The 23,139-nt window shown below is 36.7% G+C and carries 20 protein-coding genes; 5 read left to right on the forward strand and 15 right to left on the reverse strand.

Translation table 11 applies throughout. The annotated features are described in order from the left end of the window. Positions 1-165 precede the first annotated feature (165 nt). The 3 genes from GXK58_RS13640 to GXK58_RS13650 all read right to left on the reverse strand — a co-directional run bounded on the left by GXK58_RS13640 (position 166) and on the right by GXK58_RS13650 (position 2,716). Positions 166-1,110, reverse strand: coding sequence for an ABC transporter permease (locus tag GXK58_RS13640; RefSeq protein WP_160723682.1), 945 nt, complete (start codon positions 1,108-1,110; stop codon positions 166-168). After that, positions 1,107-2,051: an ABC transporter ATP-binding protein gene (locus GXK58_RS13645; RefSeq protein ID WP_160723683.1), complete on the reverse strand. Its 945-nt coding sequence runs from the start codon at positions 2,049-2,051 to the stop codon at positions 1,107-1,109. The genes GXK58_RS13640 and GXK58_RS13645 overlap by 4 nt, the downstream gene beginning before the upstream one ends. A 284-nt stretch (positions 2,052-2,335) precedes the next feature. Continuing rightward, complete coding sequence (locus GXK58_RS13650) at positions 2,336-2,716, reverse strand: FixH family protein (RefSeq protein ID WP_160723684.1); 381 nt, start codon at positions 2,714-2,716, stop codon at positions 2,336-2,338. Positions 2,717-3,034: 318 nt separating this feature from the next. Here GXK58_RS13650 and GXK58_RS13655 point away from each other — a divergent pair, with 318 nt between their 5' ends. From GXK58_RS13655 to GXK58_RS13665, 3 genes are all read left to right on the forward strand, one after another. Beyond that, positions 3,035-4,423 (forward strand): aminotransferase-like domain-containing protein, encoded by a 1,389-nt coding sequence (locus GXK58_RS13655; RefSeq protein ID WP_160723685.1) that lies wholly within the window; start codon positions 3,035-3,037, stop codon positions 4,421-4,423. Between the two features lie 99 nt (positions 4,424-4,522). Then, complete coding sequence (locus GXK58_RS13660) at positions 4,523-5,806, forward strand: MFS transporter (RefSeq protein WP_442862475.1); 1,284 nt, start codon at positions 4,523-4,525, stop codon at positions 5,804-5,806. Positions 5,807-6,455: 649 nt separating this feature from the next. Next, on the forward strand, positions 6,456-7,466 hold the full coding sequence (locus GXK58_RS13665) for a phosphotransferase (RefSeq protein ID WP_160723687.1): 1,011 nt from the start codon (positions 6,456-6,458) through the stop codon (positions 7,464-7,466). A gap of 107 nt (positions 7,467-7,573) precedes the next feature. Here the strand turns inward: GXK58_RS13665 and GXK58_RS13670 are convergent, their stop codons facing one another. The 4 genes from GXK58_RS13670 to GXK58_RS13685 all read right to left on the reverse strand — a co-directional run bounded on the left by GXK58_RS13670 (position 7,574) and on the right by GXK58_RS13685 (position 12,618). Further along, the gene (locus GXK58_RS13670; RefSeq protein WP_160723688.1) at positions 7,574-8,182 is read right to left on the reverse strand and encodes a transglutaminase-like domain-containing protein; all 609 of its coding nucleotides are present in this window, start codon (positions 8,180-8,182) and stop codon (positions 7,574-7,576) included. Between the two features lie 717 nt (positions 8,183-8,899). Then, a complete protein-coding gene (locus GXK58_RS13675; RefSeq protein WP_160723689.1) occupies positions 8,900-10,162 on the reverse strand; it encodes a hypothetical protein in 1,263 nt (420 codons plus the stop codon). A 153-nt stretch (positions 10,163-10,315) separates the two neighbouring features. Beyond that, a complete protein-coding gene (locus GXK58_RS13680; RefSeq protein WP_160723690.1) occupies positions 10,316-10,744 on the reverse strand; it encodes a hypothetical protein in 429 nt (142 codons plus the stop codon). Between the two features lie 545 nt (positions 10,745-11,289). Continuing rightward, positions 11,290-12,618: a beta strand repeat-containing protein gene (locus tag GXK58_RS13685; protein ID WP_160723691.1), complete on the reverse strand. Its 1,329-nt coding sequence runs from the start codon at positions 12,616-12,618 to the stop codon at positions 11,290-11,292. Positions 12,619-12,864: 246 nt separating this feature from the next. On the opposite strand from GXK58_RS13685, the gene GXK58_RS13690 reads away from it, so the two are divergent. Then, entirely contained in the window at positions 12,865-13,449 is a 585-nt protein-coding gene (locus GXK58_RS13690) for a DUF3298 and DUF4163 domain-containing protein (RefSeq protein ID WP_160723692.1), read from the forward strand. A 233-nt stretch (positions 13,450-13,682) separates the two neighbouring features. Here the strand turns inward: GXK58_RS13690 and GXK58_RS13695 are convergent, their stop codons facing one another. The 8 genes from GXK58_RS13695 to GXK58_RS13730 form a co-directional block, all read right to left on the reverse strand. Then, on the reverse strand, positions 13,683-14,732 hold the full coding sequence (locus GXK58_RS13695) for a DUF3231 family protein (protein WP_237389663.1): 1,050 nt from the start codon (positions 14,730-14,732) through the stop codon (positions 13,683-13,685). A gap of 240 nt (positions 14,733-14,972) precedes the next feature. Continuing rightward, a complete protein-coding gene (locus tag GXK58_RS13700) occupies positions 14,973-15,818 on the reverse strand; it encodes an STAS domain-containing protein (RefSeq protein ID WP_160723693.1) in 846 nt (281 codons plus the stop codon). A gap of 1,170 nt (positions 15,819-16,988) precedes the next feature. Beyond that, on the reverse strand, positions 16,989-17,423 hold the full coding sequence (locus GXK58_RS13705) for a GNAT family N-acetyltransferase (RefSeq protein ID WP_160723694.1): 435 nt from the start codon (positions 17,421-17,423) through the stop codon (positions 16,989-16,991). Between the two features lie 199 nt (positions 17,424-17,622). After that, a complete protein-coding gene (locus tag GXK58_RS13710) occupies positions 17,623-18,183 on the reverse strand; it encodes a CBO0543 family protein (RefSeq protein WP_160723695.1) in 561 nt (186 codons plus the stop codon). Between the two features lie 109 nt (positions 18,184-18,292). Continuing rightward, positions 18,293-18,640: a VOC family protein gene (locus tag GXK58_RS13715; protein ID WP_160723760.1), complete on the reverse strand. Its 348-nt coding sequence runs from the start codon at positions 18,638-18,640 to the stop codon at positions 18,293-18,295. 340 nt (positions 18,641-18,980) lie between these two features. Then, positions 18,981-19,106, reverse strand: coding sequence for a YjcZ family sporulation protein (locus tag GXK58_RS27710; protein WP_160723761.1), 126 nt, complete (start codon positions 19,104-19,106; stop codon positions 18,981-18,983). Between the two features lie 211 nt (positions 19,107-19,317). Next, a complete protein-coding gene (locus tag GXK58_RS13725; protein ID WP_160723696.1) occupies positions 19,318-21,453 on the reverse strand; it encodes a heavy metal translocating P-type ATPase in 2,136 nt (711 codons plus the stop codon). Next, a complete protein-coding gene (locus tag GXK58_RS13730) occupies positions 21,446-21,814 on the reverse strand; it encodes an ArsR/SmtB family transcription factor (protein ID WP_160723697.1) in 369 nt (122 codons plus the stop codon). The genes GXK58_RS13725 and GXK58_RS13730 overlap by 8 nt, the downstream gene beginning before the upstream one ends. Before the next feature lie 229 nt (positions 21,815-22,043). Between GXK58_RS13730 and GXK58_RS13735 the strand changes: the two genes are divergently transcribed. Next, positions 22,044-23,120, forward strand: coding sequence for an NAD(P)H-dependent flavin oxidoreductase (locus GXK58_RS13735; RefSeq protein ID WP_160723698.1), 1,077 nt, complete (start codon positions 22,044-22,046; stop codon positions 23,118-23,120). The last annotated feature ends 19 nt before the right edge of the window (positions 23,121-23,139 follow it).

The raw sequence follows: 23,139 nt of genomic DNA on the forward strand, positions 1-23,139 counted from the left end.
TCCTTTTTTAACTTATCTATAGTTTTCTGCATCCTTAACTTCAATAGATCTAATGATCATTCGAATTCTTCCCCTAGTTCGCTAGGGACCAATTCATATGAGAATTGGTCTCCAATAATATTGCTAAAATTAATTTTGTCAAAACTTAAGCCCTTGTCTATTCTCTTATATACTAATATCCCGCTTCTGGAAAAATACGAAAGTCAGGAACATAAAAATAACATAATACACGGCTAAGATTGTCAGTGATATCGGAAGTGTAATATCCCCCAAAATCTTGTCTTGCAAAGCATAAATGGTTAAATCGAGATGTGGAAAAATTAAAAACTTTGCCCATTCGTATTTTTCTGCAAGAAGGACAATTAATCCACCCAGAGTGGAAGAAATAAACAGAACAAAAATCCCTATTCCCACCGCCAATGCCTGACTTTTAAATAAAGTAGAAAGCATAAAGGCAATAGCCGTTATAACCAACAAACTTGGAAGGTAGTAGGCAATCTTAAGGAAGAACTGTGGGCCGACTTCTGCTGCCTTCTGTCCGTCGAGAGCCATCTCAAAAATCTTCGCTGAAAAGTCACCATTACCAAATGTAATCAAACCGACAAGATAACCAGCAAAAATAAGTGTCGCTAAAAGAGTAAGCGAATAAATGATTAATGAAAGGTATTTGGATAGGAGGATTGCCCATCTCTGATGAGGCCTGATTAATAGCTGCTTAATCGTGCCATCTGCAAATTCCGCTGACACGCTGGCACTGCAGACAATAACAGCCAGCAAAGTCACCAAAGTCGTCATACCAAATACAACATTATTCATAAAATGCCAATTACTAACGGCATTAGGGTTTACGTTTTCATCCAGGTATTTCTGTTTTTGTTCAATTTCACTAGTAATAAACTGTTTTTCTTCCTCTGGAGCAGTTTTTTCATTCTGCTGCAACTCAGCAACTTGAGCTTTCATCTCAGACCGCCAATTCGGATCGGGTTCACCTGATACTTTATTATAGATGATCCCTCCAACAATGACGGCGAGTACGAGGATGATTAGATAAATCCAGCTCGATTTCCTTTGAAACAATTTCATTAGTTCATTACGAATTAATGCAATCATTGGACGACACCTCCACTCTCCCTGACATCCTTGTTTGTAATTTCTAAGAAACGGTCTTCTAGTGAAACGGTTACCTTGCTAATCCCATAGACATCTATATCCTTAGAGATTAATAGCTTATTAATGATACTAATCTGAGCTTTTTCTACATTAACTGAGAATTGGTCGTCTCCTATGACTTTAATTCCTGCATCGGCAAATGGTCCTTTCAACAGTTCAACTGCTTGTTTGCTGCTGCTCACCTCAAAAATAACTTCTGTCTTTTCGTCTTCCTCCATCGTTTCTTTCATAGAGGAAATATGTATTAGTTTACCTTTTTCAATTATGGCAAAACGATCACACATGAGCTGCATTTCAGCTAAAAGATGGGAGGATACCAATACGGAAATTCCCTCTTTTGCAAGTGTATGCAGGTAATCTCTGAATTCTCTGATTCCTTGAGGATCCAAACCATTTGTCGGTTCATCGAGAATAAGCAGTGATGGGTTATGTAATAGTGCCTGGGCCACCCCCAGCCTTTGCCTCATTCCAAGTGAATAGGTCTTCACCTTTTGGTGAATGGCATCTTCTAATTTTACTAATCTAGCAACTTCCAGGATACGTTCTTGGGACACCTCTTTAATGGCCATATTCGCATAATGCTTTAAATTTTTGTAGCCGCTCATATACTTGTAAAATTCCGGATTTTCAACGATCGCCCCAATTTCAGCCATTGTCTTCTTAAATTGTCCGTCGAGATTATTCCCATTTACTATCACCGCTCCATCTGTCCGCTTGATCAAGCTGACAATCATACGGATAATGGTTGTTTTCCCTGCTCCATTCGGTCCTAAAAGGCCAAAGATTTCCCCTTTTTTCACACTGAAGCTGACATCATCTACGATCTTCTTCTTCCCTATGACTTTCGTTAACGATTGTACTTCCAAAGTATTTACCGCCATTTGTTCCTCCTCTTTCTTGTAAAAATAAATCGCTAAGGCTCTTAAAGACTTGCCTAACATTATATACGAAAAATAAACCAAAAAGTTCCAAATTATTATTAATTGTTTAATTCGAGGGATAATTCATTGATATTTTATCGGAATAGCTTTTATGATTCGAAGAATTCAGATCCGCCAAAATAAAAGCAAAACAAAGACTTGGTAATTTTTACCAAGTCTTTGTCCACTCTTTTAGCCATTATGCTGAAAAATAATGTGGTGAAGACAACAAATATTTTCTAAAACTATTGGGCATCGTTATTGTAGACTATCGAAAATCTTTTTTCTGTCTTCGTTTTTTCACCGTTTTTGTCAATTTGAATAATTGCCGTATAATCTCCTTCCATTTCAAATTTAACGTTACCCACATAGACCCCATTTTCTGTTTCCTGCATCGCCACTGAAAGATCTCCATGACTCATTCCATTCATATCCAGTATGGCTGCAACCTTTGCCCCTTCAACTGCTTTACCATTCTGATCCAGGATTTTTAGTTGAATAGGAGTCGTTTGCCCTGGGGTAAATGATTTCGGTGTAGATAGTTTAAGGTCATAGCTATTTGCACTGCAGCCTGCTAACAAAACAAATAATAGGCAAATAATTAAACGGATAACTTTGTTGTTCAACTCACCCCATCCTTTCTTTTAATTATACTTGTATTCGAATCGAATCATACATTGGATAAGGTACATCTATTATTGTTCTTATGTAGTACTCTCAATGACATAAATATTATGTAAGCTGCTCCTACAATTTTCTACATTATACAACAATAGGTTTATTACCTCAAAGACATATAAGCAAAAAACTGAAGTGAATCCTGTGCGCTTTCAGGTTCTTTGTACTTTGATTTTACCGAAAAATAAGGTAGATTAATACTGTAAAGCTGCTTTTTACCAACTAACGGCACAATCAAATAATTGTGTGAAAAAGGAATGCGTATTATGCCGATTAATTCTTTTGAAAACTATCCGATGAGTTGGAAGCCATCGATTGTTAAAACTGAAAAGCCTATTTACCAGGCACTCGCAAGGCAATTGGAACAAGATATACTAAAAGGAGTTTTGCTGCCTGGAACAAAACTTCCTCCCCAAAGAGAACTGGCTGATTATTTAGATTTAAATTTAAGCACCATTTCAAAAGCCTTTAAAGTGTGTGAATTAAAGGGCTTGTTAAGTGCATCAGTTGGAAGTGGCACATTTGTTTCCTTTGATGCGTTATCGAATGCATATTTACTAGAAGATACTAAGCCGAAACATTTAATTGAAATGGGAGCAACCCTTCCAGATAATGCTTCATACGAGCCACTGCTGCTCCAGCTAAAAAGTATGGTGCAAGAGACGGATTATGAAAAATGGTTTGGTTATGGCCGGGCAGGCGAAAGCCTTTGGCAAAAGGATGCAGCTATAAAGCTAATCCGTAGAGCCGGGTTTGAAACAACCTTTGATCACATTTTATTTGCAAATGGAGGTCAAAATGCGATTGCGGCTATATTGGCAAGTCTTTGCAAGCCTGGCGATCGCATGGGCGTTGACCAGCATACCTACCCTGGCTTAAAAACGGTCGCTGCAATGCTTCATGTGCAACTCGTCCCGATAAAATGTGAAAACTATGAAATGAGTCCGATGGCCTTTGAATATGCCTGCAAAAATGAAAATATTAAAGGCATTTATTTGATTCCAGATTATCATAATCCAACGGCTTCCTTTATGTCGGTTGAGACTCGGAAAAAGATTGCAGACATTGCCAAAAAGTATAATCAGTTCGTTATTGAAGATGCATCGTACCATCTTCTGGGCAAAAAACCACTGACAGCACTCGCGTCATTTGCTCCAGAACAGGTCATTTATATAGCAAGTTTATCGAAATCACTAGCACCAGGCTTAAGGCTAGCGTATATAGCAGTACCGAGTCAATATAAGGAAGCAATTTCAAAGGCACTTTATAATTTAAATATAACCGTTTCCCCGCTGTTAGCTGAACTGACAGCACGTACGATTGTTTCGAATCAGTTTGAAGCCTTAATTGAAAGTCATCAGGAACAAACCATTCGCAGAAACCAAATCGTCAATCGATATTTGGGTGACTATACATGTTTAGGTGATGAAACAGGAATCTTTCGTTGGCTGCTATTACCAGGCGAGATATCTGGTGCTGAATTTGAAACAAAAGCGGCCAGTCAGGGTGTACAAGTATATGCGGCTGAACGTTTTGTCGTAGGAAATAGTTCACCTGAAAGAGCAATCAGGGTTTCGGTATGTGCACCAAAAACACTTGAAGAGCTTGAGCAAGGATTGATGATTCTTAAACGTTTGCTGGACAGTCTTACCTAATATTGTTTGCCATACAATTATATTATTGTATGGTTTTTTTGTGCGTGTTATGATAATTCAAATAGTTGGAGGTAATTTACTGGAAAGGTAGGAATGATTATGAGTGAAAAAGCGGTAGACGTTCAATCAGCTTGGTTACAAAGCTACATTCATTCTTCAGAAAAACAAAAAACGTTATACAAGCGGACATTATTCGTTGTAAGTATTTCACAAATATTTGGTGGTGCAGGGTTAGCAGCAGGAGTGACTGTCGGGGCACTTCTTGCCCAGCAAATGCTTGGAACGGATGCGTTAGCTGGGGTTCCTTCCGCTTTACTTACTTTCGGGTCAGCAGGAGCAGCTCTATTTGTGGGGAGACTTTCACAGGCGTTTGGGCGCCGTACAGGTCTGACAGCGGGTTTTCTGATTGGTGGACTTGGAGCAATAGGAGTCATCATTTCAGCAATTATCAATAGTGTTTTACTGTTATTTGCTTCGCTGCTTGTATATGGGGCAGGGTCGGCAACAAATTTACAAGCACGTTATGCAGGTACGGACTTAGCGAATAGTAAACAGCGGGCCACAGCGATTAGTATTACAATGGTTTTTACCACATTTGGTGCGGTTGCCGGTCCAAATTTAGTCAATGTGATGGGGAATTTCGCTATTTCTATTGGTGTTCCATCACTTGCAGGTCCTTTCATTTTAGGAGCTGCAGCCTATATCTTAGCAGGTCTTGTCCTTTTCATCATGCTTCGTCCAGACCCGTTAGTTATTGCAAGAACGATAGAAGCGACCAACCAAGAACGTAGTGATAAAGGACTTGTGGCAATAACTGAACATACAGAAAACAAAAGGGGCATAATCGTTGGTGCAACAATTATGGTTCTTACTCAAATTGTAATGGTAGCTATTATGACCATGACACCCGTTCATATGATGCATCATGGACATGGTTTAGGTGCAGTTGGTCTTGTAATTGGATTTCATATAGGTGCCATGTATCTCCCTTCACTGGTTACAGGTTTCCTTGTTGATAAGTTGGGGCGTACTACAATGGCTGTTGCTTCCGGAACAACCTTGTTTCTCGCAGGTCTAATCGCAGCAATTGCACAAGGAGATTCTATGATTCTTCTAGTTATTGCTCTTTCTTTACTTGGATTAGGATGGAATTTTGGTTTAATAAGCGGGACTGCACTTATTGTTGATTCAACAGAAACAACCACACGCGCTAAAACGCAAGGTACCGTGGATGTTTTGATTGCGTTGTCAGGAGCTGCTGGCGGAGCGTTGTCTGGGGTAATCGTGGCAGGTTCAAGTTATCTAACCTTATCTTTGACTGGAGGAATTTTATCCTTATTACTCATTCCTGTGGTGATATGGTCTCTTGGAGGTAAAAAATAAGCCAAGTTGAATTATAAGCTTGCTCTATTAATCAAAATGTTAAGGGACTGACCTAAAAGATCATTGAATAACGATTCTTTTAGGTCAGTTTATATTTCATTACTGTTCTATGGCTAAATATGGGGGCTAAAAGAGGGAATTTCCCCGCTATTCTTGTTATAGGTTTTCTATTAGACATTACCCTTTAGTCTTACCGTTCTACTGTCCAATAGAACGATTCTATTAGACAAAATCAACTGCTAATAGAAAAAAGTTGTCCAATATTCTGAGCTCTATTGGACAACTTTTACTTACAATCAATGAATCCTGTCCTTTAGAAAGACTCTATTAGACAGTATGCTTGAGTTTCACTGTACCACTGTCCAATAGAACGATACTATAAGACAATATCAACAATTATTAGAAAAATTTGTCCAATAGTAAATTCTCTATCGGACAAATTCCTCGTTCGAATGGGGACATCTGTCCTTTAGCAGAACTTATGTATCGCGCTTTTCTTCAGCATTTGTTGGGATGTGCGATTATTTTAGAATTAGAAAATGAATTAACCATTTGTGGTTTACAAACAAAGACCACTATCCACTCAAAATTACTTTCCTCTTTTTCCTTTACGTGATAGACTTCTGTTTAAAAAGGATACTTGAATAAGATGAATAAAAGTTTATCAGTTATTGAAGAAATAGCACCTTTGTACTTCCCGAATGAGAACTGGGAGATGGTTCCCGGACCAAGCGGGGAAAACAATACAACCGTATTTATTGTGGCAAACAATGAGAAATACGTACTGAGAATCTACGAAACACATCAAGATGAAGATAAAGTGAACTATGAACATGCTGTATTACTAGCATTAATGAAGGAGCCCCTTCCCTTTTCCGTACCCGTACCAATGAAAACAAAAGAAGGGAAAACCATTGTCAAAAACAGTTCAGGATTTCTTGCAGGATTATTTAAATTTATTGATGGGATGAATCCTTCCCTGGAGGACTTAGATCAAATTTACTCATTCGGTAAGGTGACTGGTGAACTTTCTGCAAAACTTGCCGAGGTCCATGTAAATCAACTGCCAGTATACAAACCATATTATGATATGGATAGTACACACCCAAGATGTTCACTGGATCAGATTCAGGAATTTTCCCTCCATCCACCAGAGGACTTTGTGGAATTAACTCAAGAATTAATAACAATTTACAAACAACTAGTTTCTTTTCAAGCCAGAGTCCCATTTTTAAAAAGGCTCCCTCACCAGCTCGTCCATGGAGATTTAAATGCTTCCAATATTCTTTCGGGTAGGGATGGAAAAATTTCCGCCATTCTTGATTTTGAATTTGTTACCCATGATTTACGGGTGATGGAAGCTGCGGTTTCCTTGTCTGATTTTATTGATGTTGAAGAGGATGAAACCATTATTTTAAAAAAGATTACTGCTTTCCTAACAGGATATGGCACCATAATTACGCCGACAGAAGAAGAAATTCATGCCCTTCCTCTCCTCATTCAGCTGCGAAGTTTAGATGTGTTTATCCATTTTCTCGGCCGTTATTGGGACGGGGTTGACTCTATTGATACGGTTAAAAAGTATATTCGTAAGGCTGCACAAAGAGTTTCATGGATTGCCATAAATCAAGATAAGTTCAGTAATTGCTGTGAAAAATAGATAAAAATAAAAAGCTGAAAAGATGCAAAAAATAAATAATTTCTTGCATTTTTTCAGCTTTTTGGTCGTTTCGGATATTAAACAAATGCTGCCTGAACGTCACACAACTACAAACTCTCTGGCAAGTGATGTTTATACATTTCTAAGACATTTGTATGTTCTTTTAAAACAGCTGTAATTTTTGGATGAGGATTAGCATAGATAACTGGATAATCCTTTTCATCAAGTTCTTCATTAATGGGAAAAGCTAATATTTCTTCTTCAATTGAAAATTGGGCATCAATTCCCTCTTTATTACCACGAGCATCAACCCTAATCCATTTATTAAGTGATTTAAGGTAGATAGCATTTAAAGCATGAATACAATACCCTTTTTCGGGAGTATCAAATAACATTAGTCTTTGATAACAAAAACCTGTTGGTATTCCCTGTGAACGCAACAAAGACGCTAATAGGTGGGATTTGGCATAGCAAATCCCCTCTTTAAAGTCTAATACTTCCGAAGCATTACATGTAACTCGCTTCGATTGAATATCCCAAGAATGAGCAATTTCATCACGAACAAATTCAAAAGCTATTCTTGCTTTTTCAATCTCCGTTTGTGATGGGTTAAAAAGTTCATCTGCTTTCTTTTTTATAATTGGATTAGAAAAATTAACTTCGGTTAATTCGAGTAAATAGTCTTCTAGTTTTTCCGACTCACCAAACAAAATCATAACCTCTTCTCCCCTCAATAAAATCCATAAATTACTTCTATCACTGAAAAATAATCATCTTCAATAACAATAGTATCGAAGCAAAATCGAACACACAACTCTCCCTTTGCTACTGCTACTTTCTCAACATCAGTAAAAACTAATTTCTCATGTCAACAATTTCTTCAACTTGAATTGCTTTCATGTTCCAAACCTCCACGTAATAATATATATCGAAATTTATAATTTACAGTAATATCAATAGCTTTTATTTGAAATTTCACTTCAATAAAAAGCGTTACCCCAAGAGGAGTAACGCTTTTTATTGTTTAATTTTTAAACGCCAATAATATAATTCATATCGATTTAAGTATCAGCATACCTTTGTTTTTTACCTGTAGCGGCTAATAAAAATATGAACCAAAACGGACACATAATCGTCATTCCTCGGATGAATCCTACCATGAAATCGAACATACTAATTTCCTCCTTATGAAAGGCTTCATTAGCTAAATTACCATTCACTTCTTCTTACTAGTTAAGTACCCTGTTTTGAATATTGTATTCATAAGTTCTCTAATTTTTTCCTAATGGTGCACTCTGAATGAAATGACACCTCTGAAATGTCTTTCTTTTTAAAAAGATGTTATTTACTTTTGAATCTCTTAATAGAATCATAAGACACCTTATAATAAAGAGTGAACCAATTGGTCCACTCCATTTATACTCTACATTAAGTTATAGATTAGAGGTTGATCGTTGAGGCATAATGACGAAACCTAGTGCCCTCCGTAATTTAAGAGCTTTAATCAGTTGGTCTTGAAGACCAGAATTACATGTTACTTCTATAATAACTTCACTTTTACGGTTTCCTAAAACTTTTAATTTCTTTTTATTGACCGCCAATTCGATGATCAATCCCAAGAGGAACCCTCCTACAAAACCGATTAATCCCCAAATGACTGGTCCCCAGTTCCATACGAATCCATATATAGTTCCCAGAACCGCAAAGATGGTCCCGACCATCATGGCTCCATCCAAAATGCTTCTGCCATCGACCCGATGGATAGTATCCAAAATATGTGCTTCTGAATCAAGGTTCTCTAGAGGTAATGCCACAATATTCTGCGATGGCACTCCCAATTTCTCTAGATCATGAATAACCATTTCCACAAAGGGAGAATGGTCAAATGTAGCGATTATCTTTGTTGAATTGTCTTCCGTTTTGATAGGTTGGGTCAAGTTTTCATCCCTCACTCTAAGAAACCGTATTTGTTCAATATCAAATAGTGTATTGTTTTCTGTTACCGCTACGTACGACTGGTAGATGGCAAAAGCGTACATCGAAGGCAAAAAAAGGAACCACTGCCAGTCCACTATTGTACTTGCTTTATCGAAATCCCCAAGGAATGAATAAAGCCAGGTACGAACGGCCACCGCCTTATAACAAACAAATATCCACCAAGCTAACACAAATGTGCCAACAATCGTACTGCCAGCATATAATTGCCCCAAGCCAGGAGTAAAAACAGACCAGAGTAATCCTACCAAGGGATTCTTTTTATCAAGAATGACTACATCAAAAAAGCTAATATCTGAAGGTGTGATAGGTGCATCTTCAATCTCGGCCAGAATGTGACTTTTCTTGATTTCAACCGCACAGCGGTAACTGTCCCAGATGCTAAATATGTATACAGCCACATAAAGCAGAACCAAGTCCTGATTTAATATAGCCTTTGCCTCCTCAAACCTGCCATGAAAAGATAAGGCAATCGCCATGTTTAAATGGGAAAGGTTGTTTACCACCAGCTCCCAGAGGATAAGTATAAACCCATGCAGGTATTTACCTATAAACATGTGCCCAAACCCAGGAAAAGCCGCCGACCACCATGCTGATATCCAAGGAGGACGTGGATATACCGAGTTGGTCCCAAATACTGAAATTTGTCCTTTGGAATAGCGGGGTTTTATGTTAGCTGACTGAAACTTCTGGTGCGGCATAGTAACGTTCTCCTTGGACTTGATGTCATTTTATAATCTTACCAACAATTACCTAGGTTATTCGGTGGCAAGATATTTAAAAATAGACTTCCCTAATTTGGGAAGCCGATTAAATGGTGTCTTATTTTGCGTACCTTCTGTGTCTCTAGGGATTTATTCAGACTTTAACAGAAATTTATCCAATTCACGTACTTGATCATAGGCCTTTAATAGATTCTCGGGTACGAAGGTTCTCCCTAGATTCCAAGAATTCTCATCGATTTCTGCTTTAAGCTGTACCTTTTCTTCTTCACCACCATAAAGAAGAATCCTTAAAACTTTTGGATTTTTCCTGAATTCTAAATAATAACCCAGAACATGATAGAGTATAATTTTCACAAAATTTTCATCTGTCTCTTTAATTTTAAAATTAATTTGAGCGTTATAGCCATTAATCTGTAAGTAGTTAAACTTTATCGTTCTTGTCGATGCGTTATAACTCATTGGTGCAGTGAGGGTATTACTGAATTCAACATTTATATTTAATTTTAGCTCTTGTAGTGTATCAATAATAATCTTCTCAATATCCCATATATGCAGCATTTTTCTATACCCTTTCAAAAAAAATAATTTCATCATGCACAAGAAAACCTAATCTTCCTTCAATTGATTGAAACCTTACTAGAAAATTGTTTTAATGTACTTTTGGTCAATACTTAACGTCGTATTAAATTTATAATACGTTGTCTAATAGTAACAAGAGCCATTTATCATAATTTGTTAGCGTAAAAAATACGATGCCACTTAAAGCACCGTTATTTTTCATACAAATTTCCCTTAATTTATTGTTTGCCATAAATAAAAAAAGGTACATGGAATACTCGGAAGGAATGCAATTTTAAAAATACTAACACCTTCTTTCTACCGTTCTTTACCTTATTTGTTAATATTCTTTTCTTTACTAATTAAACGTATAACTGAAACACCTTTTGAATTATGTTTCCCTCATTAATGTTAAAATTATTAGAACCTTGAAATCACTTAAGCGTCCTTCCAACGTACAGAGCCCATCCTTTTTCAGAATGGGCACTAAAATATTATTGATTTTTATTAGATTCATCACCAGCTGAGTTAGTCGTTATGCGCCTCTATACACCTGTTATCTGCGGTTCACTGTTGTTGGAAAACGTATTATTAGGCGTAAGATTGATGGTACCAGTATTTGCTATAGCCCCACCACTCGCAGCGGAATTCTCAGTGAAGTTAGATCTGTCAATGGTTATATTGCCACTATTAAATACCCCACCGCCAACACCATTCAAAGCACTGTTCTCAATAAAATTACTTCTTTCAATCGTAGCTATGCGACTGGTTGATATAGCCCCGCCATTACCAAATATAGCACTGTTGGCAGAAAACGTAACCCTCGTTACAACAAGTGTACCATCATTTGTTATAGCCCCGCCGTTACGTGTAGCACTGTTGTTAGAGAACGTAGCATTTGTAATAGTGACTGTACCAGAAAAACTCCCTATTGCCCCACCAAAATTAGCGTTGTTGCCAGTGAAAGTAGTATTTGAAACTGTTAATCTACCAGAATTCTTATTCGTTATAGCTCCACCAACACTATTTGGAGCACTGTTGTTAGTAAACGTGCTATTTGTAACCGTAGTTTCACCAGAATCCCTATTTGATATAGCTCCACCATCGACAGTAACAAAGTTGCCAGAGAAATTACTATTTGAAATTGTAACTATACCGATACTAAAATTGGATATAGCTCCACCATTCGGAGCATTATTGCTAGTAAACGTACTTCTCAAAACAGTAAGTGTGCCGATATTAGCAAACGCCCCACCTTCACCAAAAGCACTATTTTCAGAGAACATACTATTAGATATGTCAGCTACGCCATCATTCGCAATAGCCCCACCGTTCCCAGCTACAGCGCTGTTGTTAAAGAATGTAGTATTTGAAATTGTGATTCTACTGACAGGTGGAGAAAAATTCCCAATTGCCCCGCCAAAATTAGCGATGTTACCAGCAAACATGCTATTTGAAATAGTAACTCTACCTGCATTCCGGTTAGCTATTGCACCTCCAGAAGTAGATGAACGGTTGTTTAAGAATGTGCACCTAACGACATTCATGATCGCACCATCATTAAGGATTGCACCGCCGCCTAAACCCGTATTATCCATACCATTTTCGAAGGTTAAATCGCTAATAGTTAATATAGTTGCTGCATTGCTGACTTTAAAAATACGAGTCCTACTTTCGATATTCGTACTTCCGCTAAGTGTTACACCAGGGCCTCGTATAGTTAAAGGTTTAGAAATATCTATTGGCAGACTGAATAATGTGATGGTACCAGAGACAGCAAAAAGTATGGTGTCACCAGAATTGGCTTCACTAACCGCATTCCGAAGTGAACCTGGGCCGCTATCATTTGTGTTAGTGACCGTAATTATTGCCATATGATCCTTCCCCTTTCGTTAATCTTAGACATGTCCTGATATCTCTCTTAAAGGACTTGTCCATTATTATCATATTTAAGAAGAAGTTATATGTGACAATCTTCGACTGTACTTTCTTAAAAAAGGCGTAAGCATCACTACTTTCCTTCAGAATTATTTCTGAAGGTTAAAATAACAATCACAAGCGCAAGGCGTATCACACCTTCCTGTTCCACGAATAGGATGAATGAAAAAGGACGGAGAAAAATGCCTATTTCGTTACCTGTCGACATCAAGTCCTATACGATCCGAAGAGGTTCAAAAATGGAGGTTTTTTACCCGCTAGTGTTGAACTTACAGGATAAACGGCTAGAAAGAAATCTTAATCAGACAATTGTCCATCAAGTTCAAGCCCTAATCGACAAAGAAGCCGGGGATATGCCATCCACAATAGTTGAAATGCTAGGTTCATATGAAATAAAGAATAACCAGCGAGACGTATTAAGTCTTACTCTCTCCAATTATGCCTATCATGACCATGCTGCTCATGGAATGACCTATCTGAAAGGTCTGACGTTCGACTTAAGAAATAAAAAACTGTGTAAACTGGAGGATTTGTTTAAGGCCGGAAGTGACTACATTAAAAAGCTGTCAAACATGGTACACGAGCAAATTAAACAACGTGATATTCCTATTCTAGGAAGTTTCACCCAAATCAAACCTGATCAAGACTTTTACGTCGCTGACAAAGCATTGGTCATTTATTTTCAGCTATATGACATCACACCATATGCCTTTGGCTTCCCGATGTTTCCGATCTCTGTATATGAGATTTGGGATATAATAGTTTAAAATGGACCACTGGGACGGTTAGCAGAAAATAGATAAACATCTACTACAGTTTAACGGGTTTTATGGTCATTATTTATCTTTTCTCATAAGAAAACTGCAGCCTCTAATAGACTGCAGCTTTTTTGCTTCATCGGCTTAAAAAACGTGTACCGATACCAAAAACTTTATGTATTAAATACAAGAATGAGAGCGCTGCCTTCTTTCCTCATAAATTCAGTTAACCCTAGAAAATTTTAATCCCTGTCATACGCGTTTGGAGGGGATACCACCCAACTTTTATCAATCAAGATATTCATGCCGTCATCAACAAATAAGCCAATGTTTAGAAGGGTTCTTCCATACAAGACATTTATATCTCTTCTAGCCGTAACCGCCATTGAGTTTCCAAATGCTCTTATCTTCATTGCAAACATGTCCACTTTATGGAATAACATGATCCTATCGGAAAAAGGTGGAAATGTAGATGTTTTAACCAAATGGTCTAGGTACGACGGTGATTGAATGTGCTCGACATGCAGTTTTTCTTTATATTGCTTTACTGCTTTATCAGTCATATCTAAACCACGTTTAAACAAGGCCTTGATCTTTTGATCTTGCACGTTCTGATGAAATCCCAGTAATAATGCCATACTTGTTACGTTATTCTCGATGTTATCCCAAAGATGTATGAGTTCTAATGCCTGTAATGGTCGGACATCACCAAAAAAACCATTTAAATAACTTTGTTTATCAATTTTTTCATTCCCATTGGGTGTAGGTATAATAGGAGGTTCAGCAATCAATCTTTTTTCCGTTAGTATATTATTAATTTGTCCTAAAAAGACGGTTGTACATTGATTACAATAAATAAAAAACTCCCTTATGTCCTCCCTCATAATTAATGGAACTGCTACTGCATAGAGACTCATGCCTGCCTTTGAAGCATATTTTAAGTAGTGAACGTAAAATTCATCTGCGTATAAACGGGGGGCACCAAGATTTACGTCATCTTTAGTAAATCCAACTGGGATAGGAAAATTATCTTTTTTGAAAAAGCCTTCTATCCTCTGCGTGAAATCCTTTGATAAGGCTAAACCATTTTCCAATAAAGTCTTAATATTTTCATCTTCGCAATGCTGAAGAAAATAACTTAAGATTTGTATAGACATACTGTTTCCCATATAGGTAGCCCAAAGTTTTCCCATTTCAAAACTCGACAACGGTTGGGTCTCATCTAAGATTTTGGGAGCTATATTTAGTGGTTTCATCACATTCATTGGATTTAAATCTTTTTCGGTGGTCATAACCCAATCTCCTTTTCCCGCATTTTCGCTTATGATTACCATTTTAAGAATTTTAATTCAAACAAATCTCTCTTTTTACTTTTATTGGTAATAAAAAAGCGCTAAAGAAAAAGTCATTTTCTTTAACTACTCTCCCCCCGAAAGATTAAGAACAATAGTCAACGCCGCAGTTCCCTTTTTTAATCTAAATAAAAAAGCTACCGTTTTCTGGCAGCTAATCTTCTAACAAAAAAACAAATGTTATCTTTTGATAATAGACATCGAATTCAGAGCCTGGCGCAAAGTAGAATAGGTGGAAATACCATTAAATTCGAGTCCTAACTGTACCGCTGTTTGTGCAATCTCAGGTCTAACTCCGGTAAGGGCAGATGTAACCCCCATTAATTCCAATCCTTTTATCAGTTGAAAAATTTGATGTGCTACCATTGTATCAATGATCGGAACGCCTGATAAATCAATAACTAGAAAATTTACTCTTAGATTGTTACACTGGTCCAATGTATTATCAAGCATTAACTTAGCCCGTCTTGTATCTATTTCGCCCACAAGAGGAAGCAATGCTACCTCGTTGTTAAGACTAATAACCGGAGAACTTAACTCCTGGATAAGTTCCTGTTGAGCAGATAGTTTTTGTTGTAAATAGTATTGATGCTCTTCGACAAAACCCAACGTGACCTTATCAAATGCTTTTAAAATCACTCGATTCCAGCTATCTATCACCTCATTGTTAAACTCACCTAAATGTAAAGCAACAAATTCTTTAACATAATCAAGATACTGTTCACGCACTCTAAAAAATTCTCTTAACATAAAATGGATTGGTGTGTTTAAATGCTCTGGATCTTGAGCAATCGAGAGGATCCATTTTTTAAATTCTTCCAGGAATGATGTTTCCTCTTTAATAAAAACCTCACACAGATGTAAATGGAAATCATAATTTTGTTTTTTTAATTTATTGATTACATTGGGGTCATCTGAGGCATATACTCCTGAAGGATCACTTTTATCTAGAGAATTATACCATTCATCTGTAAGATCTCTTGCCTTAGCCAATAGAAACGAGTGTAATTCTTTATTTCTATGCAACCTAAATACCCCCTCCATTCATTCAATATAATATACATAATAATATATAAATTTTAACTTATCTAAACACGTATGTCTTCCCTGTATACTCCTAAATATTAAACTTTCCTGACCACGTTACTTGAAGGAGCAAAAAAAGTCGCCAGATCTTTTAAAGTCTTGCATTCGTTAGTTAAAGAGGAAACTTAGAATCGGAGGAAACAACAAAAATATTATTGAAATGGAAATAAGCACTTTTGATCCTTTAACAGAGAGTTTTTCTCTTCCTTTACCCATGTACCAACCACTAAACTGATATTTATTCCTATACAGTACAAATAATAGAATAAGAACCGCTATTAGTCCCATCCAGCCATAGTTGTCTATGTTTGTCCCTAATTTTGAGTACACAGACTTAATAAATGCACTTAGTATTCCTCCGAGAAATACAAATAAAAACACTATTCGTATCAACTCTAACAGTACCTTTATAAGTGCCACCCCCACTCTCCATATTTTTTATTTTACCATACATTTCCAAAGTCTTATTAAAAAACTGCTCAGTTAGATTAATAGGAGTTACGTCATGGAAAGCAGGCGATGACAGAATGCTATATCCTTCCTCTTGGAAATAAGTTACAATAAAAAATACATACAACTATCTATTCAGAATAGTCGAAATGGGGTTTGTATTTGAATCAAATAAAACAGTTTCTTAGCTGGCTTTTTAAACGGAGTTCCAAAAATATTAGTGGATTAATATCTTATATTTTTACTTTCTCGGCAATTCAATTTTTCGATTATAATCTCGTAAGAAATAACCCATTAATACTTGTTCCTTTATTTATTGCTTTACTAATTCTTAACCAGTTGATTGAAAGCTTGCTATGTAAATTATTGAAGGACAAAAATAAGGAAATTGGATTTGGTTATTTTGTGTTAACAATAATGATAATAATAGTAGTTTCCAACGCTTCGAATTAAATCCATTCTAAAAATGCCCTTACTTATTGTTTTAATGTAGGGGCTATTAATCGTTTTTGAAATTATAGTGGATTAAACTCCTATTTAGAGTTTGATACCGCCGTCGTATTGTTTCTGGGTGGATTAGTCCTATCCTTCCACCTAAATTCCCCAATTTTAGAAAACAAAAAAGGACCGAATGAAAAGTCCTTTCACTTTATTATGCTATTAGTCAGATTGAGGTAACATTTTAATAAAGTATTTTGGGGATTCAGTAAACCCTTGTCGCGTATAAAACTTATGTGCATCTTTTCTCCTTGAATGACAATGCACTTCGATTCTATCGCAATTTCTTTTTATGGCTAAGTCAGTACAATATTCTTCAATCTTACGTCCGATCCCCATACTTCTAATGTTTTTATCAACTGCAAAATAACTTATCCTTGCGAAATCTCCTTTTACAGCTAATTGAGGTATAAAATGGACCGAGATAAATGCAATAACACTTCTATCTTCCTCAAACACTAATAACACCTCATTAGGGTCCATTAGAAGGATTTCAACTTTTTCTTTTAAAAAAGGTTCCGTATCTGGATAGTCCAACTGGTTCAATAACAAAGAGATTTGCTTACAATCCTCAACATTCGCTTTTCTTATTCCCATTCATTCTACTCCAATATTTATCATCATATTTATATCTAATAAGAATTTTAGTCTTTTTATTTACAGTGGTCCCGTTAATGAAACCCGAGGAAACTCTTGTGTCATCTAAAAATTGTACCAATCGTAATGATTATAAAAACATATGCCATTAAATAAAAATCTGCTACGATCCAATTAAACAATAGTGCTAATTATTACATTATATTAGGGGTTTCGTTGCTGAACTATGAGTCAATTTATGAGCTATAAGATAAATGACAATAAAGAATGGAAATGAAAAAATGGAGTTCCATCCAGGATATTTATAATAACCTAACCATAAAAAAAGAGGTTCGGCAAGAAATGCCGTCATGCCTGCAAAGATTAACCCTTTAATGATTGGACTAACCTGAGGTTTAATTTGTAAAAAGAACATAATCGTAACTGGCATAAGTGCAAAATCCCATGCAATATAGTCTGGAATTAACGGAATTAATTTATTATAGTATCTCCAAAGTCCCAGAGTGACCCCAACGTAATCCAACCATGAAGATACAAGCATGGCCCACAACCCACCTAACATTAAGCGGGTTGAACTCTCTTTCTTCCTGAAAATAAACCACACGATCCACGGAACAATCGTGAAAAGCAAGGTGGTCATCCACCCGAAAGAGAATAGAATATCCTTTTGCCAAATTTCAGTTAATCTAGAATGAGCATCATCAATTGTTTTGTATTGCTCATTAATTAATTTTTTTATATTCTCAGGTGGACTTATCATGATGAGGAACTCCTTCTTTTTTTTTATCATTCCCACTTTCTTCATTATAATTTATGATGTAACATCACTAAACTAGCCAGTTACTCGAAAAAGAAAAAGGCTTTACCTGCTATTTCTCCCATAGCTCAACCAATCTACCTTCAGGATCTTTAATCCAAATAAACTTACCAAATTCACTAACCTCTTTTTCCTTTTCAAGAGGTACACCAACTTGTTCAAGATGCTTAATTGTCTCGTCTAGATCATAAACTTGGAAATTTAACATCACTTGCTGTTCCGTTGGGAAATAACTGTCATCTTCCGTAAAGAAAGAAAAGATCGTTTCATTTTCTGAATGGGATTTAATAATAGTCCCATTCCAATTATCTATTTCAATATTCAACACTGTACTGTACCATTTTTTTATTGCATCTATATTTTTTGTCCTCCAAAATATTCCACCGACACCTTTTATCATCATAATTAACTGCCTCACTTCCTTAATGCAATGATTTTTACAATTAAATTAGATATTCAAGAAATAAAAATAAATACCTTCTTCACACAACCATTTTGTGAAAAAGGAAAAAGCGGCCTTCCTTATTTTATTTCGCTCTTATTCAATACAAATATATGTACCTAACAAGTTACCCCGTTGTTTGTGGTTCAATAGAATTCTCTAGCATTGATTGTCCCTCACGAAACGCCGGCCGTATGTTATTCTGTCTTACGAGTGAGAGCAGTATTCACTCGTTCAGGAAAAATAATCCTCATCTGTAGTAAAGATGAGGATTATTTAATAGATACATTCACATCTTTTAACAGAAACAAACAGCACCAACAATGATTAATAAAATAAACAATACTACTATGAGTACAAACTCACCGCACCCATGAGTAGGAAAACAATTTGCATAAACAGGAGCTGCATAGGAGCAAGACATTAGAGGTTGGGGAACAACATTTGCGCTACCCATGACCGGTAAGGCGTTAGAAATCGGTAAGGCATTTTCCATTTTTTACACTTCCTTTCGAATGTATAAAGAGCTAATATGACATTACTCTATATAGTACACTCAGAGAGGAAATTGGAGCCCGTCTATAATACAAATGGGCATGACTTAGAAGAGCTCTCCAGAAGGAAAGCTCTTTTGATTATTTATCTTTCACTCGGAGAAGTCGTAAGCTGTTAAGTGTAACGATTAATGTGGCTCCCATATCAGCAAAAATCGCAATCCATAACGTTAACCAACCTGGAATGACTAGTAACAAGGCGACAAGTTTAATTCCCACCGAAAACGTGATATTTTGTTTGATGATAAATAAGGCTTTTCTGCTTAGTTTCACCGTAAATGGTAACTTCCCTAAATCATCTGCCATTAAAGCAATATCAGCTGTCTCAAGTGCAGTATCCGTTCCAGCTCCTCCCATGGCAACTCCGACAGAAGAGGCAGCAAGAGCTGGAGCATCATTCACACCGTCTCCGACCATGGCAACTCGACCATAATTATTTCTCATTTCTTTAATATAGGCCAGCTTATCTTGAGGTAAAAGGTCAGCTTTCATATCGGAAACTCCTACCTGCTTGGCAATCGCGTTTGCAGTTCCTTTATTATCACCTGTTAACATAATCGTTTTCTCAATTCCCAACGAGTGAAGTTTTTGGATCACTGATTTGCAGTTTCCTCTTACTTCGTCAGCTACTGCAATTAATGCAAAAATTGCTGAATCAGAACCAGCCACCATAACAGTTTTTCCATTGTTTTGTAGTTCGGATATCATTGCATTTATGTTTGATGGAATCCCATCGGATAACATCTCTTCGAATAAATGAGGACTGCCGACAAAATACATTTTCCCTTTGTATTTACCCTTAATCCCCTTACCTGTAATTGAAGTTAAATCATCAATCGTAAGATCTCGATAAGGTAATTCTTCCTCTTCAGCTTTTTTTATTATGGCTGAGGCAAGTGGATGTTGTGAGCCATTTTCCAGAGCAGCAATAATAGTTAGCAATTCATTCGGTTTAGTATCGGGTTGCGGCAGATATTCTGTAACCACAGGAATACCATGAGTTAAAGTTCCTGTTTTATCAAAGGCAATCGCTTTAATCGCTCCCATTTCCTCTAAATGAATACCGCCTTTAATCAGAACTCCATTTCGTGCAGCATTTCCAATGGCGGTCACAATCGAAACAGGAGTGGAAATAACAAGTGCACAAGGACAACCAACAACAAGAACAGCTAGACCTTGATATACCCATTTACTCCAATCAGCATCAAACAACAGTGGAGGGATTACAGCCACTAATAACGAAATCAACATGATGACAGGCGTATAATACTTTGCAAAGCGATCTACAAATGCTTGAGACGGAGCCCGTTCTGCTTGAGCCTCTTCCACAAGATGAATGATTTTAGCAATAGTCGTATCGTCCACATGCTTAGTCACTTTAACTTCAAGGAGACCTTCTTCGTTAAGAGTCCCAGCAAATACCTCATCATCAATCATTTTAGAGATTGGAACAGATTCGCCTGTAATCGCAGCCTGATTTACTGAAGATATACCCTTAACAACAATCCCGTCCATCGCAATCTTCTGTCCTGGTTTTACGATTAGAATATCACCTATCCGAATATCCTCTACTTCTACTGTAAACTCTTTATCGCCCCTCCGAATCAAGGCTTCTTTTGGAGCAATATCCATTAAGGAGCGAATCGATTGTCTAGCTTTATCCATCGAGTAAGACTCTAGAACCTCACTGATCGCAAATAGGATGACAACCGTTGCTCCCTCTCCCCACTCACCGATAATTGCTGCTCCTATAACTGCAATCGTCATAAGGGTTCTCATATCAAATTCTAGGCGGAATAAGTTCATTATCCCCGTCTTAAATAATCCAAAGCCTCCGACTAAAATAGCAGCAGCATAAGCTAAATTCGTAGAGATGTTTTCTTCACCAGCCATTTGTGCAGAAATCCATCCAATTACCAGGAAAACAAATGAAGCAATAACATAAGAATGTCTTTTTATGAACGGTTCTTTCTTTTCTTCAAACCGTTGTTTTTCAGGAATGACTTTTATATGTTCAAAGGCCCCCGCCTTTTCTAATTCCTCTATTGTTGATTCTCCATAGACCGTCAGTTTCGAGGCACCAAAGTTAACACTTGCATTAACAACACCATCCAGGTGTTGTACGTTCTTTTCGAACTTTGTGGCACATCCAGCTCAGGTGAATCCCTGAACCCGGTACACCGTTTTTTCAACCGATTTTTCAAGGGCATCACTCATTTGTTTTCACCTCCTTTTGATGTTCAAATGCAATTTGAATTAGTTGTCTTACATGTTCATCATCTAGAGAGTAATAAACCAATTTGCCTTCTTTTCGATATTTAGCCAATCCTAAATTTCGTAAAAGTCTCAAATGATGGGACGCTGTAGCTGTTGTACTGCCTACAATATTGGCAACATCACAGACACATAACTCATCTTCCTCGCTTAAGGCGTAGGCAATTTTAATTCTGGTGTCATCAGATAGGGCTTTAAATAATTGAGAAACCGCCATTGTATTTTGCTTAGAAACGGACTCTTGTACTCGTTTTACCTTCTCATTATCAACGCAGGTCACTTCACATACATCATCGTGTTTCATTTTTTTCACCACTCTTTATTCAAATGTTTATTTGATTATTAGTATATGTTGATTCAATGAAATGTTCAAATGATTATTTGAATGTTATAAAAATTTTTAGTTTTATGGTGGTTAAATGAAGTATATATGTATTTTATTATCCAATGTACCAAGAATAGGATATGCTTAATTTATTATATTTCTTTTGAAATACAAATTTTTAAATTTAAAGAAAATCAGGGGTGTAAAGATGTTAAATAATGAAATGACAGAACGGTTGAAAATTAAATATCCTATTATACAAGCTCCTATGGCTGGCGGAGTAACTACATCGAAATTAGTGGCTGAGGTGTCAAATGGCGGTGGTCTAGGAATGATAGGAGCAGGCTATATGACCCCTGTTCAATTAAGAGAACAAATTAGAGAAATAAAGCAGTTAACAACTTTCCCTTTTGGTGTAAATCTATTTGTACCTAACGAATTCAAAGTTTCAGAGAATGAAATGAAATCGGCTAATCAGTTCTTAAACCCCATTCGTCAGCAATTAAATTTGCACCAATCAGATAACTTTAAACTTCCTAATTTCAATGATGTACTTGAAAAATTCATTGAACAAATTAAGGTTGTAATAGAAGAAAAGGTTCCTATTTGTTCTTTCACATTTGGCATTCCTTCTAAAAACCTGATTGCTGAACTAAAACAATCGAACATTATTCTGATGGGGACAGCCACTACAGTTGAAGAAGCAGTTGAAAATGAAAAAGCAGGAATGGATATAGTTGTTGCACAAGGCAGTGAAGCTGGCGGGCATCGAGGGAACTTTATCAATAGATCACAGGACAGCTTGATAGGCTTAATGTCTTTAATTCCACAGGTCGCAGACAAAGTAAGCATCCCTGTTGTTGCTGCTGGTGGAATTATGGATGGTCGAGGTCTAATGGCTTCCATTTGCTTAGGGGCGATGGGCGTACAAATGGGCACTGCTTTCTTGACTTGCGTTGAAAGTGGAGCACATAAGGTTCATAAAGACGCAATACTTCATTCTAACGAAGATCAAATGGTTTTAACTCGTTCATTTTCTGGTAAATCGGCAAGAGGAATTAAAAATCAATTTATTTTAGAAATGCAAAAGCACGAAACGCTTTTACCAGATTTCCCAGTCCAAAATACGTTAACCCAAGATATTAGAAAAACTTCCGCTGCACAGAATAATCAAGAGTTCATGTCACTTTGGTCTGGTCAAAGTCCCAGTTTAGCTAAAAGTCAAACCGTTGAATCATTAATAAAAAATATAATTTCAGAAGCTAATGGTTTAATATTGAGGTAGAAGTATAGTAAAAATTTAG

The sequence above is a fragment of the Bacillus sp. USDA818B3_A genome (assembly GCF_009928415.1).
In the GTDB taxonomy this organism is placed as follows: Bacteria; Bacillota; Bacilli; order Bacillales; family Cytobacillaceae; genus Neobacillus.